This is a genomic window from Streptomyces sp. E2N166, assembly GCF_003671715.1.
GTDB lineage: Bacteria > Actinomycetota > Actinomycetes > Streptomycetales > Streptomycetaceae > Streptomyces > Streptomyces thinghirensis.
The window spans coordinates 968,649-985,528 of the sequence record NZ_RAIF01000031.1; the positions used below are offsets into that span (position 1 = coordinate 968,649).

At 71.1% G+C, this 16,880-nt stretch carries 18 protein-coding genes and 2 pseudogenes; 18 read left to right on the top strand and 2 right to left on the bottom strand.

The window, feature by feature from the left end; translation table 11 throughout:
- The 3 genes from EBH09_RS26490 to ftsH all read left to right on the top strand — a co-directional run.
- Positions 1 to 311: ACT domain-containing protein (locus EBH09_RS26490; RefSeq protein ID WP_121749388.1), on the top strand; the 311-nt coding region annotated here is incomplete at its 5' end.
- Positions 312 to 530: 219 nt separating this feature from the next.
- Positions 531 to 2,081: a signal recognition particle protein gene (ffh, locus tag EBH09_RS26495; RefSeq protein WP_121749389.1), complete on the top strand. Its 1,551-nt coding sequence runs from the start codon at positions 531 to 533 to the stop codon at positions 2,079 to 2,081.
- Between the two features lie 110 nt (positions 2,082 to 2,191).
- Entirely contained in the window at positions 2,192 to 4,138 is a 1,947-nt protein-coding gene (ftsH, locus tag EBH09_RS26500; protein ID WP_121749390.1) for an ATP-dependent zinc metalloprotease FtsH, read from the top strand.
- Between the two features lie 55 nt (positions 4,139 to 4,193).
- Here the strand turns inward: ftsH and EBH09_RS26505 are convergent, their stop codons facing one another.
- Together EBH09_RS26505 and EBH09_RS26510 are read right to left on the bottom strand one after the other, a co-directional pair.
- Positions 4,194 to 4,796, bottom strand: coding sequence for a hypothetical protein (locus tag EBH09_RS26505; RefSeq protein ID WP_121749391.1), 603 nt, complete (start codon positions 4,794 to 4,796; stop codon positions 4,194 to 4,196).
- Between the two features lie 170 nt (positions 4,797 to 4,966).
- Entirely contained in the window at positions 4,967 to 5,860 is an 894-nt protein-coding gene (locus EBH09_RS26510; protein WP_121749392.1) for an SAM-dependent methyltransferase, read from the bottom strand.
- A 681-nt stretch (positions 5,861 to 6,541) separates the two neighbouring features.
- On the opposite strand from EBH09_RS26510, the gene EBH09_RS26515 reads away from it, so the two are divergent.
- The 15 genes and pseudogenes from EBH09_RS26515 to EBH09_RS39235 form a co-directional block, all read left to right on the top strand.
- A complete protein-coding gene (locus tag EBH09_RS26515) occupies positions 6,542 to 7,138 on the top strand; it encodes a hypothetical protein (RefSeq protein WP_121749393.1) in 597 nt (198 codons plus the stop codon).
- Positions 7,139 to 7,349: 211 nt separating this feature from the next.
- Positions 7,350 to 7,769, top strand: a complete 420-nt coding sequence (gene rpsP / locus EBH09_RS26520) for a 30S ribosomal protein S16 (protein WP_121749394.1) — start codon at positions 7,350 to 7,352, stop codon at positions 7,767 to 7,769.
- Between the two features lie 2 nt (positions 7,770 to 7,771).
- On the top strand, positions 7,772 to 8,011 hold the full coding sequence (locus EBH09_RS26525) for an RNA-binding protein (protein WP_003973401.1): 240 nt from the start codon (positions 7,772 to 7,774) through the stop codon (positions 8,009 to 8,011).
- Positions 8,012 to 8,121: 110 nt separating this feature from the next.
- Positions 8,122 to 8,700, top strand: a complete 579-nt coding sequence (rimM, locus tag EBH09_RS26530; RefSeq protein ID WP_121749395.1) for a ribosome maturation factor RimM — start codon at positions 8,122 to 8,124, stop codon at positions 8,698 to 8,700.
- Entirely contained in the window at positions 8,700 to 9,533 is an 834-nt protein-coding gene (gene trmD / locus EBH09_RS26535) for a tRNA (guanosine(37)-N1)-methyltransferase TrmD (RefSeq protein WP_121749396.1), read from the top strand. The genes rimM and trmD overlap by 1 nt, the downstream gene beginning before the upstream one ends.
- Before the next feature lie 136 nt (positions 9,534 to 9,669).
- Entirely contained in the window at positions 9,670 to 10,020 is a 351-nt protein-coding gene (rplS, locus tag EBH09_RS26540; RefSeq protein ID WP_030041016.1) for a 50S ribosomal protein L19, read from the top strand.
- 45 nt (positions 10,021 to 10,065) lie between these two features.
- Entirely contained in the window at positions 10,066 to 10,818 is a 753-nt protein-coding gene (lepB, locus tag EBH09_RS26545) for a signal peptidase I (protein WP_121749397.1), read from the top strand.
- Positions 10,811 to 11,890 (top strand): annotated as a pseudogene (gene lepB / locus EBH09_RS26550) (signal peptidase I); the annotation flags it as partial. The gene lepB (EBH09_RS26545) and the pseudogene lepB (EBH09_RS26550), both read left to right, overlap by 8 nt.
- Complete coding sequence (gene lepB / locus EBH09_RS26555) at positions 11,784 to 12,773, top strand: signal peptidase I (protein ID WP_238697442.1); 990 nt, start codon at positions 11,784 to 11,786, stop codon at positions 12,771 to 12,773. The pseudogene lepB (EBH09_RS26550) and the gene lepB (EBH09_RS26555), both read left to right, overlap by 107 nt.
- 109 nt (positions 12,774 to 12,882) lie before the next feature.
- Positions 12,883 to 13,659: a signal peptidase I gene (gene lepB / locus EBH09_RS26560; protein WP_121749400.1), complete on the top strand. Its 777-nt coding sequence runs from the start codon at positions 12,883 to 12,885 to the stop codon at positions 13,657 to 13,659.
- Entirely contained in the window at positions 13,649 to 14,173 is a 525-nt protein-coding gene (locus EBH09_RS26565; RefSeq protein WP_121749401.1) for an NUDIX hydrolase, read from the top strand. The genes lepB (EBH09_RS26560) and EBH09_RS26565 overlap by 11 nt, the downstream gene beginning before the upstream one ends.
- Before the next feature lie 56 nt (positions 14,174 to 14,229).
- Positions 14,230 to 14,538, top strand: a complete 309-nt coding sequence (locus EBH09_RS26570) for a DUF2469 domain-containing protein (RefSeq protein ID WP_003993268.1) — start codon at positions 14,230 to 14,232, stop codon at positions 14,536 to 14,538.
- Positions 14,539 to 14,666: 128 nt separating this feature from the next.
- Positions 14,667 to 15,029, top strand: coding sequence for a YraN family protein (locus tag EBH09_RS26575; RefSeq protein WP_121749402.1), 363 nt, complete (start codon positions 14,667 to 14,669; stop codon positions 15,027 to 15,029).
- Positions 15,029 to 16,654, top strand: coding sequence for an ATP-binding protein (locus EBH09_RS26580; RefSeq protein WP_121749403.1), 1,626 nt, complete (start codon positions 15,029 to 15,031; stop codon positions 16,652 to 16,654). Before EBH09_RS26575 ends, EBH09_RS26580 begins: the two co-directional genes overlap by 1 nt.
- Positions 16,651 to 16,880 (top strand): annotated as a pseudogene (locus EBH09_RS39235) (phosphoenolpyruvate carboxylase); the annotation flags it as partial. The gene EBH09_RS26580 and the pseudogene EBH09_RS39235, both read left to right, overlap by 4 nt.

Consider the following 16,880-nt stretch of genomic DNA (forward strand, 5'->3'; position numbering starts at 1 on the left):
TCGCCGAACGGGACGCCGCCTACCCCCGGCGCCGGGGCGTGGAGCCGCCCCCGCCCCGCGTGACGGTCGCCCCGGCCGCGTCCCGGCTGGCCACGGTGATCGAGGTCCGCGCCCAGGACGCGCCCGGTCTGCTGTTCCGGCTCGGGCGGGCGCTGGAGGGGGCGGGCGTGCGGGTGCGGAGCGCGCACGCCTCGACCCTGGGTTCCAACGCCGTGGACGCCTTCTACGTCACCGGCCCGGAGGGCGCCCGGCTGCCGGGGGAGGAGGCGGGGGACGTGGCCCGGGCGCTGGAGGAGGCGTTGCGGGCGTGACCTCGGGGCCGGGGCATGCGTCGGTGGGGTGTGCTCCCCGCTGAAGCGGGGACGGCCCGGGCAGGTTGTCCGAGGCAGGCACGGACGCGACTTGCTCCCCGCACACGCGGGGTGCCAGTCCCTGTTCGCTCTCTGCGGCGGGCAGGGACGATTTGCTTGCCGGGCCGGATACCCTGGAGGGCGACCCACACCAACGCCGACGCGAGGACCTACGCCGCCGTGTTCGATACTCTCTCCGACCGCCTGTCAGCCACCTTTAAATCCCTCCGGGGCAAAGGAAGGCTGACCGAGGCGGACATCGACGCCACGGCCCGCGAGATCCGCATCGCGCTCCTCGAAGCCGACGTCGCCCTGCCCGTCGTGCGGGCCTTCATCAAGAAGGTCAAGGAGCGCTCTCTGGGCGCCGAGGTCTCCAAGGCGCTCAACCCCGCCCAACAGGTCCTCAAGATCGTCAACGAGGAACTGGTCGGCATCCTCGGCGGCGAGACCCGCCGCCTGCGCTTCGCCAAGCAGCCGCCGACCGTGATCATGCTGGCGGGTCTCCAGGGTGCCGGTAAGACCACCCTCGCGGGCAAGCTGGGCCGGTGGCTCAAGGAACAGGGCCACTCGCCGCTCCTGGTCGCCTGTGACCTCCAGCGCCCCAACGCCGTCAACCAGCTCAGCGTCGTCGCCGAGCGCGCCGGCGTCGCGGTCTACGCGCCCGAGCCGGGCAACGGCGTCGGTGACCCGGTCAAGGTCGCCAAGGACTCCATCGAGTTCGCCAAGTCCAAGGTCCACGACCTGGTCATCGTCGACACCGCCGGCCGTCTCGGCATCGACCAGGAGCTGATGCAGCAGGCCGCGGACATCCGCGACGCGGTCCGCCCCGATGAGATCCTTTTCGTCGTCGACGCGATGATCGGTCAGGACGCGGTCAACACCGCCGAGTCCTTCCGCGACGGCGTCGGCTTCGACGGCGTGGTCCTGTCCAAGCTGGACGGCGACGCCCGTGGTGGTGCGGCCCTGTCGATCGCCTCGGTGACCGGCAAGCCGATCATGTTCGCGTCGAACGGCGAGAAGCTCGACGACTTCGACGCCTTCCACCCTGACCGGATGGCCTCCCGCATTCTCGACATGGGTGACCTGCTCACCCTGATCGAGCAGGCGGAGAAGACGTTCAGCCAGGAAGAGGCCGAGAAAATGGCCTCCAAGCTGGCGTCCAAGAAGGGCCAGGACTTCACCCTGGACGACTTCCTGGCCCAGATGGAGCAGGTCCGGAAGATGGGCTCCATCTCCAAGCTGCTCGGCATGCTCCCGGGCATGGGCCAGATGAAGGACCAGATCAACAACCTCGACGAGCGCGACGTCGACCGCACGGCCGCCATCATCAAGTCGATGACCCCGGCCGAGCGCCAGGAGCCGACACTCATCAACGGCTCGCGCCGCGCCCGTATCGCCAAGGGTTCCGGCGTCGACGTCAGCGCGGTCAAGTCCCTTGTCGAGCGGTTCTTCGAGGCCCGCAAGATGATGTCCCGGATGGCCCAGGGCGGCGGCATGCCGGGTATGCCCGGCGTCCCGGGCATGGGCGGCGGCCCCGGCCGGCAGAAGAAGCAGCAGAAGAAGGCCAAGGGCAAGCAGCGCTCCGGCAACCCGATGAAGCGCAAGCAGCAGGAGCAGGAGGAGGCCGCCCGCCGCGCCGCTGCCGCGCAGAACGGCGGCGCCTTCGGACTGCCCCAGCAGGGCGGCCAGGACTTCGAGCTGCCGGACGAGTTCAAGAAGTTCATGGGCTGACGGTTCTCGGCTCGTAGGGCTGTACGGCGCTGGGGCGCCCCTCACCGGAGGGGCGCCCCAGCGCCGTATACGCACGTGCTCGCACGGCTTTCCTGTCGTAACGTCCGGATATGACCAACCCGTCCCCGCCGCGCAAGGCCCCCGAGCCTCCCTGGCGCACCGAGGGCACGCCCGACGAGCCCCCCAAGCCGCCACCCGGCGGCAGGAGGATGCGCGGGGGCTGGTGGAACCTGGCCCTGGCCGCGCTGATCGTCTTCCTCATCGCCAACCTCGTGCTCTCCTTCTTCAACGAGGGCGACGAGCCGACCATCTCCTACACGGAGTTCAGCAAGCAGGTCGAGGCGGGCAACGTCAGCAAGATCTACGCCAAGGGCGACGCGATCCAGGGCCAGCTGAAGAAGGCCAGGGACAACCCCGAGGGCGACGGGACCTACACCAAGTTCACGACCGAGCGGCCGACCTTCGCGGACGACCAGCTCTGGAACGACCTGACCGAGCAGAACGTCACCGTCACGGCCGAGCCGGTCGTCCAGCAGCGCAGCCTCCTGGTCAACGTGCTGATCTCGCTGGCCCCGATGCTGCTCCTGGTGGTGCTGTGGGTCTTCATCGCGCGGCGCATGAGAGGCGCCCTGGGCGGCGGCGCGGGCGGCATGCTGGGCCGCAAGGCGCCGCCCAAGCCGGTGGAGCTGGAGGCCGGGGAGCCGCGCACCACGTTCGCCGACGTGGCCGGGATCGACGAGGTGGAGGGCGAACTCAGCGACGTCGTCGACTTCCTGAAGAACCCCGACGCCTATCGCCGCATGGGCGCCAAGATGCCCCGCGGCGTCCTCCTGTCCGGCCCGCCCGGCACCGGGAAGACGCTCCTCGCGCGCGCGGTCGCCGGCGAGGCGGGCGTGCCGTTCTTCTCCGCGTCCGCGTCCGAGTTCATCGAGATGATCGTGGGCGTCGGCGCCTCCCGGGTGCGGGAACTGTTCGCCGAGGCCCGGAAGGTGGCGCCGTCGATCATCTTCATCGACGAGATCGACACCATCGGCCGGGCCCGCGGCGGCGGCTCCGGCATGGGCGGCCACGACGAGCGCGAGCAGACCCTGAACCAGATCCTCACGGAGATGGACGGCTTCTCGGGCGCCGAGGGCGTGATCGTCATCGCCGCCACCAACCGCGCCGACATCCTGGACCCGGCCCTGACCCGTCCCGGCCGCTTCGACCGGGTGGTCAACGTCTCGCCGCCGGACCGGGGCGGCCGGAAGGCGATCCTGGAGATCCACACCCGCGAGATCCCGCTCGCCCCGGACGTCGACCTCGCCCAGGTCGCCCGTACGACCCCGGGCATGACCGGCGCCGAACTCGCCAACCTCGCCAACGAGGCCGCGCTGCTCGCGGTCAAGCGGGGGCAGGACCGGGTGACGCAGGCGAACCTCTCCGAGGCCATGGAGAAGGTCCAGCTGGGGGCCGAACGCCCGCTGGTGATGCCCGAGGAGGAGCGTCGGCGCACCGCCTACCACGAGAGCGGGCACGCGCTGCTGGGCATGTTGCAACCGGGCGCCGATCCCGTCCGCAAGATCACCATCGTGCCCCGCGGGCGGGCACTCGGGGTGACGCTGTCGACACCGGACGCGGACAAGTACGCGTACACGGAGGAGTACCTGCGCGGTCGGATCATCGGCGCGCTCGGCGGCATGGCGGCCGAGCAGGTGGTGTACGAGGTGATCACCACCGGATCGGAGAGCGACCTCGAACAGGTCACCCGGATCGCGCGCGGCATGGTCGGCCGCTGGGGCATGAGCGAACAGGTCGGCAGGCTGTCCGCCCTCCCCGGCGACGCGCAGCAGGCCTACGGGCTCGCCGCCGCCCCGGGGACCCTCGACGCCATCGACGGCGAGATGCGGCGGGTCGTCGACGAGTGCTACGCGGAAGCCGTCCGCAAGCTGACCGACCACCGGGGGCGGCTCGACGCGCTGGCCGAGGCGCTGCTGGCGAACGAGACGCTGGAGGAGGCGGACGCGTACCGGATCGCCGGGATCACGCGGCCGGGCAAGGACGGCCCGGAGGCGTGAGGTCCGTGCACCGCCGCTCCGGGGACGGCTGCTTCCGCTCCTTGCGCCGCCTCCGCTACTTCTGCGGGAACTTCCAGACGTAGGGCTCGCCGTCCTCCTCGGACCAGTGGACCTCGACGCTGGTGGAGTTCGCGGGGATCACGTACGTCTCGCAGAAGACGTGGCTCTCACCCTGCTTCCAGCTCTCGACGTCGTAGGGGTCCTCGCAACCCGGGGCGTCGTCGGAGGCGCCGATGAGGACGCCGCCGCGCTGCCCGTCGGCGAAGATCGTGGTGCCGTCGTGCACGTCGGAGCCCTCGGTGAGGGCCGGCCCGCTCTTGTGCGTGTACTTGACGTGCGCGACCGCCAGCGCCTTGCCCTTGGCGTCCGCGGCGTCCGCCACCGCCTTCGCGGCCTCCGCCTCGGTGCCGACCTCGACCTTCTGTGCCACGACCTCGTAGGTGACCTGGCCGGGGTCCTCCGCGACCTTCCCCGTCGCGCTCTCGCCCGTCGCCAGTTCGCCGCCCGATGCCGCCTGGGAGGGAGAGGCCGAGGCCTCGGGACTCGCCGGGCTCTTCGCGTCGGTGTCGGCGTCGTCTCCGCCCCCGCACGCGGTGAGGGCCAGGGCGAGGACGGCGACGGGTGCGGCGACGCGCAGCGCGGTCTTGTGGTGCGGCACTACAGGCTCCTGTATGCAGATGTGTCATTCCCCCGAACGGTGGATCAGATTAGGGGCCCACGATCCACCAGGCGAAACCGCGGAAGTCCTGATCCGGCTTCTTCACAGAGTTCTCACCTGCATCGGAAGAAGTCACTCAGGCTCCGCACACATCCGGTCGGAACCGATCGTCAGGGGGTCCGGGCGATCAGATACCGGAAAACGTTCGGCATCCACACGGTCCCGTCCGGACGCTGGTACGGGTGCAGGGCCTCCGACAGCTCCTTGTCGACCTGTTCCTGGTCGGTCGCGGCGATCGCCGCGTCGAACAGCCCGGTCGACAGCAGCCCGCGCGCCGCGCTGCCCGCGTCGGCGTAACCGAAGGGGCACGCCACCCGCCCCGAGCCGTCCGGCCTGAGCCCGGCCCGCTGGGCGACCTCCTCCAGGTCGTCGCGCAGGGCGGGGCGCCAGCTGCCCGCGCCGCGCAACGGGTCCGCGAGTTTGGTGGCCACCCGCAGCACCGACGTCGTGGCGCACCGCTCCGGCGGGCCCCAACCGGCCAGCACCACGGCCGCCCCGCGCCCGGCGAGCGGCGTCGCCCGGGCGAGCAGCTCACCCAGCCCCTCCGAGTCGCCCGCGAGGCACCCGATGGGCTCGAAGGCGGTCACCAGGGTGAACGCCGGCGCTGACGGGTCCTCCGCGTCCCGGAGCGTGCCCTCGACGATCCGTGGTGCGTCCGCCCGTGCCGCGTCCGCACGCGCGCGCGTGCCTCGCGACCCGGGGGCGTCGAGCGTCTCGGGAAGCAGGCGCCGCCGCGCCAGGGCCAGCCGTTCCGGTGAGCGGGAGTCGACCCCGGTCACCGCGGCGCCGCGCGAGGCGGCCATCAGCAGGGCCAGCCCGGAACCGCAGCCCAGCCCCAGCATCCTTGTGCCGCCGCCCACGTCCAGTCGCTCGAAGACGGCCTCGTAGAGCGGTACGAGCATCCGCTCCTGTATCTCGGACCAGTCACGCGCGCGTGCACGCAGGTCCACACGAGGCGTTGACCCCGCGTGAGATGAGTGCTGCCGCACGAGCGTAGGTGTCATAGGAAAGCGCCCCAATCGACGAGTGTTGCCGCTGTGCCCGGTTCCATGGCCCCCGTGCAGTGCGCTCGCACTTCCCCCGTATGCCAGGAAACTCCGGGCTCGCCGTGGCGTCCAGTGGTAGCGGCGGCCGGTTTGCCCGAGCCGCGCCCCAGTGGCGAGATTTCACTTCCCGGCAACATGCGCCTGGCCGCGCGGTACTCCCGGTAGCCCCTTCTCGACCGCCGCGACGGATGGCCTGATCGTGACGCTCGGCGATGACAGCGGGTGGCGGCGATGTCGGCGAGCCGGTTCCGGCCAAGGTCGGCGGGCCCCGCGACCGCCCCGCGGTGACGGGAACGGGCAGGGTGCGGGGCGGTGCCGCACGCCGACGGCACACCCGGTAACGTCGCACCCGTCGATGAGCGCATCGATGGGCCGATCGGGTGGCGCCCTTCCGGCGCGACAGCGGCCGAAACGCCCCTTGCGCACCCGCGAGCCCGACGCACCCCGGCGCGTGGACGGGCCTACGCGCCGGCGCGTACGTCGGACTACGCACCAGCTTGGTATGAGCTGCGAGGCTTCTCCGCAGATCAGCGCACCCGCCCTCGTCGGGACGCATCAGCGGCAACTGACGGGTACGTGCAAATTATTTGGGATGCCCCGGAATAGGAACACAGCGGCACCCCGGCTCGTTGTCATTACGTGAGCACGACACCACCTGTTCTCGCCGCAGAGCTGGCGCAGGCGTGGGCCGACATTCAGCGGCACCACACCGAGCTGCCCGATCTTGCCGCGCCCGAGTCCCTGATCGGAGAGTCGTCGTCCGCGTGCGGGCGCGAACTCTCCTTCGAACGACTGCTCCATGAGGCAGTCCACGGCATCGCCGCCGCGCGAGGAGTACGCGACACCTCCCGCGCGGGGCGCTACCACAACCGGCGGTTCCTCGCGATCGCGGAGGAGCTGGGCCTCGACCATCCCGAGGAGCCGCATCCCAGCAGCGGCTTCTCGCTGGTCACGCTCACCCCCGAGGCGAAGCGCCGCTACCGCCCGACGATCGAACGCCTCCAGCGCGCGCTGAAGGCGCACACCGCCGCGACGGCGACCGACACGGCCCGCAGCTTCCGCGGTCCGGCCGCCCGCCACGGCTCCTCCGGCGGAGGGGTGCGCGTGAAGGCCGTCTGCGACTGCGGTCGCAACGTCCGGGTCGTCCCGTCGGTCCTGGCCCAGGCCCCGATCATGTGCGGCGGCTGCGGCAAGCCGTTCCGGATCCCGGAGGTGGTCGGCGCGGCGGCGAGCTGACGGTCCGGCTGCTCGTGGCAGCCGGATCCGGGCGCTCCGCCCTCGGTCCGAAGGGCCCGCCCGCGTGTGGCACAATGGCTAGCTGTACTCGACAGTCGCACAGGACCCCTCTCTCCTCCGGCTGACGCGTCCATCGGGCACTCGGGTACCGCAACCCCACGCGGCTCTCTCGCCGTGCCCAATCACGTCAAAACCAGGAGAACCCACTCCAGTGGCAGTCAAGATCAAGCTGAAGCGTCTGGGCAAGATCCGTTCGCCTCACTACCGCATCGTCGTCGCCGACTCCCGTACCCGCCGTGACGGCCGGGCCATCGAGGAGATCGGCAAGTACCACCCGACGTACAACCCGTCGGTGATGGAGGTCGACGCCGAGCGTGTCGCGTACTGGCTGCGTGTCGGCGCCCAGCCGACCGAGCCCGTGCTCGCCATCCTGAAGAAGACCGGCGACTGGCAGAAGTTCAAGGGCGAGCCCGCCCCGGCGCCGCTGCTGCAGCCGGCCGAGAAGTCGGCCCGTCCGTCCTTCGAGGCGATCGGTGGCGACGACGAGGGCAAGGGTGAGGCCATCACCCAGAAGAAGAAGGCCGACAAGAAGGACGAGGCTGCCGCCGAGTCCACGTCGACCGAGGCCTGAGCATGCTCGAGGAGGCTCTCGAGCACCTCGTGAAGGGCATCGTCGACAATCCCGACGATGTGCAGGTCGCCTCGCGCAACCTGCGTCGCGGGCGCGTGCTCGAGGTCCGGGTTCACCCCGACGACCTCGGCAAGGTGATCGGCCGCAACGGCCGCACCGCGCGCGCTCTGCGGACTGTCGTGGGCGCCATCGGCGGCCGCGGTGTCCGCGTCGACCTCGTCGACGTGGACCACGTCCGCTGACGCCAAACGCAGCACCGGCTCGGGCCGGGGAGGGCCACTGGGCCGTCCCCGGCCCGTAGTCGTACGAGCCGTGACCGGCTCGTCGCAGTTCCGACAGGAGATCAAGCACAGTGCAGCTGGTAGTCGCGCGTATCGGCCGCGCCCACGGAATCAAGGGCGAGGTCACCGTCGAGGTCCGCACCGACGAGCCGGAGCTGCGGCTCGGCCCCGGAGCCGTACTGGCCACCGACCCCGCCTCCGCCGGACCGCTCACCATCGAGACCGGCCGGGTCCACAGCGGCCGCCTCCTGCTGCGCTTCGCCGGCGTCCACGACCGGACCGGAGCCGAGGCGCTGCGCAACACCCTGCTGATCGCCGACGTCGACCCGGACGAGCGGCCCGAGGACGAGGACGAGTACTACGACCACCAGCTGATCGACCTCGACGTGGTGACCAAGGACGGCGACGAGGTCGGCCGGATCACCGAGATCTCCCATCTGCCCACGCAGGACCTGTTCGTGGTGGAGCGCCCCGACGGCAGCGAGGTCTACGTGCCGTTCGTATCCGAGATCGTCACGGAGATCGACCTGGACGAGCAGCGCGCGGTCATCGACCCGCCGCCCGGCCTGATCGACGACCGCGCGGCCCGCGACGAAGTCGCTGATGGACACAGCGCTTCCGCACGGGACGCCGCCGGGGAAGAGGCGTAATGCGGCTCGACGTCGTCACGATCTTCCCCGAGTACCTGGAACCGCTGAACGTCTCCCTGGTCGGCAAGGCACGCGCGCGCGGGCAGCTCGACGTCCACGTGCACGACCTGCGCTCCTGGACCTACGACCGGCACAACACCGTCGACGACACCCCGTACGGCGGCGGACCCGGCATGGTGATGAAGACCGAGCCGTGGGGCGACGCCCTGGACTCCGTCCTGGCCGACGGCTACGAGACGGGCTCCGGCGAGCCCGCCCTGATCGTGCCCACTCCCAGCGGCCGGCCCTTCACCCAGGAACTCGCCGTCCACCTCTCCGAACGGCCCTGGCTGATCTTCACGCCCGCCCGCTACGAGGGCATCGACCGCCGCGTCATCGACGAGTACGCGACCCGGATGCCCGTGTACGAGGTGTCCATCGGCGACTACGTCCTCGCCGGCGGCGAGGCGGCCGTGCTCGTCGTCACCGAGGCCGTGGCGCGGCTGCTGCCCGGCGTCCTGGGCAACGCCGAGTCCCACCGCGACGACTCCTTCGCCCCCGGCGCCATGGCCGGCCTGCTGGAGGGCCCCGTCCACACCAAGCCGCCGCAGTGGCGCGGCCGTGGCATTCCGGACGTGCTGCTCAGCGGCCACCACGGGAAGATCGCCCGCTGGCGCCGCGACGAGGCCCTGCGGCGCACGACGGCCAACCGGCCCGACCTGATCGAGCGGTGCGATCCCAAGGCCTTCGACAAGAAGGACCGCGAGATGCTCTCCATCCTGGGCTGGGAACCCGACCCGGACGGGAAGCCGTACGGCCGATTTTGGCGCAGGACGCCCGGCGTGGAAGAATAGGGCGCTGTTGTGCGTCCGTCCGGAGCGCGCCCCTGCCACAGGGGGAGACGACGCCCGTCCCGACCCGCACGACCCTGATTCCGAAACACCTAGTTTCCGTTGATGACCTGTGGCATCAGCGAGGAAAGCAGACGAAATGTCTCACCTGCTCGACTCCGTCGACTCCGCGTCGCTGCGCAGTGACGTCCCGGCCTTCCGCCCCGGCGACACCGTCAACGTCCACGTCCGCGTCATCGAGGGCAACCGCTCCCGTGTGCAGCAGTTCAAGGGCGTGGTCATCCGTCGCCAGGGCGCCGGCGTGCGCGAGACCTTCACGGTCCGCAAGGTCTCCTTCTCCGTCGGCGTCGAGCGCACCTTCCCGGTGCACACCCCGATCGTGGAGAAGATCGAGCTCGTCACCCGCGGTGACGTCCGTCGCGCCAAGCTGTACTACCTGCGCGAGCTGCGCGGCAAGGCGGCGAAGATCAAGGAGAAGCGCGACAACTGAGCGCCCTCCGAGGTCCATCCCGGGGCCGGATAGCATCTGGCCCCGATGGACACCGAAGCACAGCCCACGGAGCGCGACCGCTCCTCCCGCCCTTCCGACTCCGAGCAGCCCTCGGATGTGGAGGGCCCGGAGGAACGGTCGCGTTCCGCTTTCGCGGGACGGATCACGGACTGGGTGCCGGGCGGCCGGATCACCGTGACCCTCCTGACTCTGCTGCTGTTCCTGCTGCTCCTCAGCACCTTCGTGCTCCAGCCGTTCCAGATCCCCAGCGGATCCATGGAGCGCGGATTGAGGATCGGTGACCGGGTTCTCGTAAATAAGTTGGCGTACCGTTTCGGGGACCGGCCGCAGCGGGGCGACATCGTCGTCTTCGACGGCACGGGTTTCTTCGGGCACGGCGACTACATCAAACGCGTTGTCGGTGCGGGCGGGGACCATGTGGTGTGCTGCGACAGGGAGGGGAGGGTCCAGGTGAACGGCCAGCCGGTCGACGAGTCGGCGTTCCTGTACCCCGGCGACCGCCCGTCCACGGTGCGCTTCGACGTCGTCGTCCCCGAGGGCACCCTCTTCGTCCTCGGCGACCACCGGGCCGACTCCAGCGACTCCCGCGACCACCTGGGCTCGCCGGGCGGCGGCATGATCCCCGTGGACGAGGTGATCGGCCGCGCCGACTGGATCGTCTGGCCCTTCGACCACGCCACCCACCTCGACCGCCCGGACGCCTACGCGCGCGTGCCGGACGCGGAGGCGGACGAACCGGCCGGTGAGTCGCGTCGGCCGGAGGGCGCCGATGGGTAGCCGGGGCAAACCGCGCGGGGCGCCCAGCAGCCCCACGGAGAACCTGCTGCCCACCGGCTCGCGGCGCACTTCCCCGCCGTCCGGCGGCCGGTCCCGTGCCGAGCGGCGCAAGCTGCAGCGCAAGGTCAAACGCCGCCGCAGGCGCGGCGCGGTCAAGGAGATACCTCTTCTCGTCGGCGTCGCCGTCCTGATAGCGCTGGTGCTGAAGACCTTCCTCGTCCAGGCGTTCGTGATCCCGTCGGGCTCCATGGAGCAGACGATCCAGATCGGTGACCGGGTCCTGGTGGACAAGCTCACTCCCTGGTTCGGCTCCGAGCCACAGCGCGGGGACGTCGTCGTCTTCCGCGACCCCGGCGGCTGGCTCCAGGGTGAGCAGACCACCAAGAAGGACGACCCCGTCGTCATCAAGCAGGTCAAGGAAGGCCTCGCCTTCATCGGCCTGCTGCCGTCCGACGACGAGAAGGACCTCATCAAGCGGGTCGTCGGCGTGGGCGGGGACCGGGTCAAGTGCTGTGACACCCGGGGACGGGTCACGGTCAACGGCGTCCCGCTCAACGAGAGCTACCTCTATCCCGGAGACTCCCCGTCCAAGGCGCCGTTCGACGTCACGGTCCCCGAGGGGCGGCTGTGGGTGATGGGCGACCACCGGTCCAACTCCGCCGACTCCCGCGCCCACCAGGAGACCGACTTCGGCACCGTCTCCGAGGACGAGGTGGTGGGGCGGGCCATGGTGATCGCCTGGCCGTTCGGCCACTGGACCACACTGGACGAACCGAAAACGTATGCGTCCGTGTCCGACTCGGCCTCCGGTTCGACCGCCGCTCCCCGGCTGTCGCATAGGGTTGCCCCCGACGATCCGAACGCGATGATTCAGCTCCCGACCCCTGCGGAACTCCCGCTCGTTATGGGAGTGGTGGGCCTGCACCGTATACGGGGCAGGCGGTGGCAGAGAGTAAGGAGTTGGCGTGGGGGATGTGGCGGTTGGCGCACGGTCCGGACACGACGGCGAGGAGAACCGCGGACACCCCGTGGAGGCAGCCGGCCCGGTCGCGGACGGCGCCCCGGCCTCCGGGCACGACTCCGGGACCGAGGACGGCAGGGTGACGGACGAACACGGCGGGACCCAGGACGAGGGAGTGGGCGGGACGCCCCCGGCGACGCCCCCCGCGGCCAAGAAGCAGCGCTCCTTCTGGAAGGAACTGCCGATCCTGATCGGCATCGCGCTGGTGCTCGCGCTGCTGATCAAGACGTTCCTGGTCCAGGCGTTCTCGATCCCGTCCGCCTCGATGCAGAACACGCTCACGATCAATGACCGCGTCCTCGTCGACAAGCTCACCCCCTGGTTCGGCTCGGAGCCCGAGCGCGGCGAGATCGTCGTCTTCCACGACCCGGACGACTGGCTCGCGGGCGAGCCGACGCCCGACCCGAACGCGCTGCAGACGGTCCTCAGCTGGATCGGCCTGATGCCGTCCGCGGACGAGAAGGACCTGATCAAGCGCGTCATCGGGGTCGGCGGCGACACGGTCGAGTGCAACGGGACCGGGCCCCTCAAGGTCAACGGCAAGGCGCTCAACGAGCCGTACGTCTACCCCGGCAACACGCCGTGCAGCGTCGACGACCAGGGCGGCCAGTTCAAGGTCAAGGTTCCCGAGGGCTCCATCTGGGTCATGGGTGACCACCGGCAGAACTCCCGGGACTCCCGCTACAACCAGTCGGACAGTCACGGCGGCATGGTCCCGGTCAAGGAGGTCGTCGGCCGCGCCATCGTGATCGCCTGGCCGATGAACCGCTGGGGCACCCTGCCGGTCCCGGACACCTTCGACCAGGACGGTCTGCAGGCCCAGCCGTCGGCCGCCGCCGCGCTGTCGGTCGCGCCCCAGGGCCTGGCCCTCGCCGGAGTCGTCCCGGTCGTCTGGTGGCGCCGCAGGCGCATGGCTCCCGCCGAGACCCGCTGAGACGTAAGGCCCCGCGCCGTACGCCCGTCATAGGGCCGTTCCGCCAGCCCCTCCCGGGCCCCCGGGAGGGGCTGCCCCGTTCGGGTACCGCCGGGTAAGGTGCGGATCCATGGGTGGCGAGAGCACAACACGTACGGTCCCGCGGGGTGGCGGAACGGACAAGGGCCCGGTGGGCGGCCGGACCGGGCAGCGGCTGTCCGGGCTCGCCGTGGCGCTGGGCCTGGTGCTGTTCCTCGGCGGCTTCGTCTGGGGAGCGGTGGTCTACCGCCCGTACACCGTGCCGACCAGTTCGATGACGCCGACGATCGACGCCGGTGACCGGGTGCTCGCGCAGCGCATCGACGGCACCGACGTCCGCCGTGGTGATGTCGTCGTCTTCAAGGACGCGACCTGGGCCAACGCCCCGATGGTCAAGCGCGTGGTCGCGGTCGGCGGGGACACCGTCGCCTGCTGCCAGGAGGGCAAGCTCAAGGTCAACGGCAAGGTCGTCGACGAGCCGTACCTGCTCGACGGCACGCCGGCCGAGTTCAGCAACTTCCCGACGGTGACCGTCCCCGAGGGCCGCCTGTTCCTGCTCGGCGACGAGCGGGACAACTCCGTTGACTCCACCGCCCACCTCACCGACGCCGCCGGCGGCACCGTGTCGCGCGGTGCCGTGGACGCCCGCGTCGACGCCGTGGTCTGGCCCATGAACGGCATGCTGGAGCGGCCGACCGGCTTCGAGGCGCTGGGCGGCCTCTCCTCGCCGGGCCCGCTGCGGACGGTCGTCGCGCTGGTGATCGCCGGTGCCGTGCTGATCCTCGTCGGCGCCGCCTACGGCCCCCTCGCCAAGCGCGCCGCGGCCTCCCGCGCCCGGACCGGAACGGGGCCCGCCGGTGCCCGCTGAGCCGACCCTGGCCGGGCAGGACTCCTACGAGGGCGGCCTGCGCAGGGTGGCCCGGGTGGTGCTGCTCGACCCCGAGGACCGCATCCTGCTGCTGCACGGGCACGAGCCGGACGATCCGGCCGACGACTGGTGGTTCACCCCGGGCGGCGGCGTGGAGGGCGACGAGACCCGAGAGGAGGCCGCCCGGCGGGAGCTCGTCGAGGAGACCGGCATCACCGACATCGAGCTCGGCCCGGTGCTGTGGCGGCGCAGGTGCTCCTTCCCCTTCGCGGGCCGCCGCTGGGACCAGGACGAGTGGTACTACCTGGCCCGTACGACCCAGACCGCGACCGAGGCCGTGGGGCTGACCGAGCTGGAGCGGCGCAGCGTCGCCGGAGCGCGCTGGTGGACGTGTCGGGAACTGACCCGGGCACATGAGACGGTGTATCCGACCAGACTCGCCGAGCTGCTGCGCAAGCTGCTCGACGAAGGTCCCCCCGCCGGACCGGTGACCCTGGACACCGAAATCGTCTAGGGGCTCACGGGACGGGCGCACAATGGTGGGACCGCACGGCTGAAGGGGAACATGCCATGAGCGCCGAGGACCTCGAGAAGTACGAGACCGAGATGGAGCTCAAGCTCTACCGGGAGTACCGCGACGTCGTCGGTCTGTTCAAATACGTGATCGAGACCGAGCGGCGCTTCTATCTCACCAATGACTACGAGATGCAGGTGCACTCGGTCCAGGGCGAGGTGTTTTTCGAGGTGTCCATGGCCGATGCCTGGGTGTGGGACATGTACCGGCCGGCCCGGTTCGTGAAGCAGGTGCGGGTGTTGACGTTCAAGGACGTGAACATCGAGGAGCTGAACAAGAGCGATCTGGAGCTTCCCAGCGGCTGAGACACGGCGAGAGATCGGGTGGTGTCACTCGTGTGGGTGACAAGGTTGTCCACAGCCGCCTGACCGTCCACCAAGATCCAAAAGCTCGTCGAGTCGGCCTCATCGTTGGCACCGGAGGTGGTGCCGACATGAACGCACGAGGTGCGCTGGGCAAGTACGGCGAGACACTCGCCGCCCGCAGGCTGACCGGAGTCGGCATGACGGTCGTGGAGCGCAACTGGCGCTGCGGCAGGACCGGCGAGATCGACATCGTGGCCCTGGACGGTGACGTCCTGGTGGTCTGCGAGGTCAAGACGCGCAGGGGCGACTCCTTCGAGCACCCGATGGCCGCGGTGACCCCCGAGAAGGCGGAGCGGCTGCGGCGGCTGGCCGAGCGCTGGATCCAGACCCACGGAGGGGCTCCGCCCGGCGGAGTCCGCATCGACCTGGTCGGTGTCCTCCTCCCGCGGCGCGGAGCCCCCGCGGTCGAGCACGCGCGCGGGGTGGCGTGATGGGTTTCGCGCGTACGTGCTCCGTGGCGCTCGTCGGCGTCGAGGGCGTGGTGGTCGAGGTCCAGGCCGATCTCGAACCAGGTGTCGCGGCGTTCACCCTGGTCGGCCTGCCTGACAAGAGCCTGACCGAGAGCCGGGACCGGGTACGGGCCGCTGTGGTCAACTCGGGAGCCGAGTGGCCGCAGAAGAAACTGACGGTGGGCCTCAGCCCCGCGTCGGTGCCGAAGAGCGGCAGTGGATTCGACCTCGCCGTCGCAGCCGCGGTCCTCGGCGCTGCCGATCGCATCGATCCCCGCGTGCTCGCCGACATCCTGATGATCGGGGAGCTGGGCCTGGACGGACGGGTGCGGCCCGTGCGGGGCATCCTGCCGGCGGTCCTGGCCGCGGCGGAGGCCGGCTACGAACAGGTGGTCGTCCCGGAGTGCGCCGCCGCCGAGGCGTCCCTGGTGCCCGGAGTGTCGGTGCTCGGCGTACGCAGCCTGCGCCAGCTGATCGCCGTCCTCGCCGACGAGCCCGTGCCGGAGGAGGAACCGGACCAGCAGGGGCGGCCCGACCCGCTCCTGGCAGGCCTGCGCATGCCGGGCACGGGAGCCGCCACCGGAATGCACGGCATGGGAACGGCGCAGTACGACCACGGTCACGACCTCGCCGACGTCGTGGGCCAGGCGGCGGCGCGCACGGCGGTGGAGGTCGCCGCCGCCGGCGGTCATCACCTGTTCCTGGAGGGGCCGCCCGGCGCCGGGAAGACCATGCTCGCCGAGCGCCTGCCCGCCGTCCTGCCCCGGCTCTGCCGGGAGGAGTCGCTGGAGGTCACCGCGGTGCACTCGGTGGCGGGTCTGCTGCCACCCGGCAAACCCCTGATCGACGCGGCCCCCTACTGCGCGCCGCACCACTCCGCCACGATGCAGGCCCTCGTCGGGGGCGGCCCCGGCATCGGGCGGCCCGGAGCCGTCTCGCTGGCCCATCGAGGTGTCCTGTTTCTGGACGAGACGCCGGAGTTCAGCAGTCATGCGCTCGACGCCCTGCGCCAGCCGCTGGAGGCCGGGCACGTCGTCATCGCGCGCAGCGCGGGCGTGGTGCGGTTCCCGGCACGGTTTCTGATGGTGCTCGCGGCCAATCCCTGCCCGTGCGGACGGTTCTCGCAGAAGGAGGACCTGTGCGAGTGCTCGCCCTCGTCGATCCGCCGATACCAGGCCAGGCTGTCCGGCCCGCTGCTCGACCGGGTCGACCTCCGGGTCGAGGTGGAGCGGATCACGCGCAGCCAACTGGCGGGGGTCGGCCCTCGAGGTGACACGACCGCGACGGTCGCCGACCGGGTGCGGGCCGCCCGGGACCGGGCGGCCGCGCGTCTCGCGGGCACCCCGTGGCGGTCCAACAGCGAGGTGCCCGGACGGGAGCTGCGCAGCCGCTGGTACGCGGCGCCCGGGGCGCGGGACGACGCGGAACGCAGCCTGGAACGGGGCGTGCTCACCGCCCGCGGCCTCGACCGGGTCCTGCGCGTCGCCTGGACCGTCGCGGATCTCGTCGGCCACGACCGACCCGACGCGAGGGACGTCGCCCTGGCGCTGCAACTGCGCACCGGTGTGCCGAAAGGCGTCCCCATGGCACTCGGAGCGCTGACGTGACCGGGGAGCGCGCCGTCCCCGGCCACGGCAGGGACGGCTCCGTCGCCAAGGGCGGTGGGCCGGCTGCGGACGATGTCGTGATCAGGGAAGACGCCGATGCGGCGGGTGACGACGAGCTGCTCGGCCGGGTCTTTCTCACACGGGTCATCGAGCCGGGTGACGAGACCGGTGGACGGTGGGTGCGGGAGCGCGGCGTCGCGGACGTGGTGCGGCGGCTGCGGGCGGG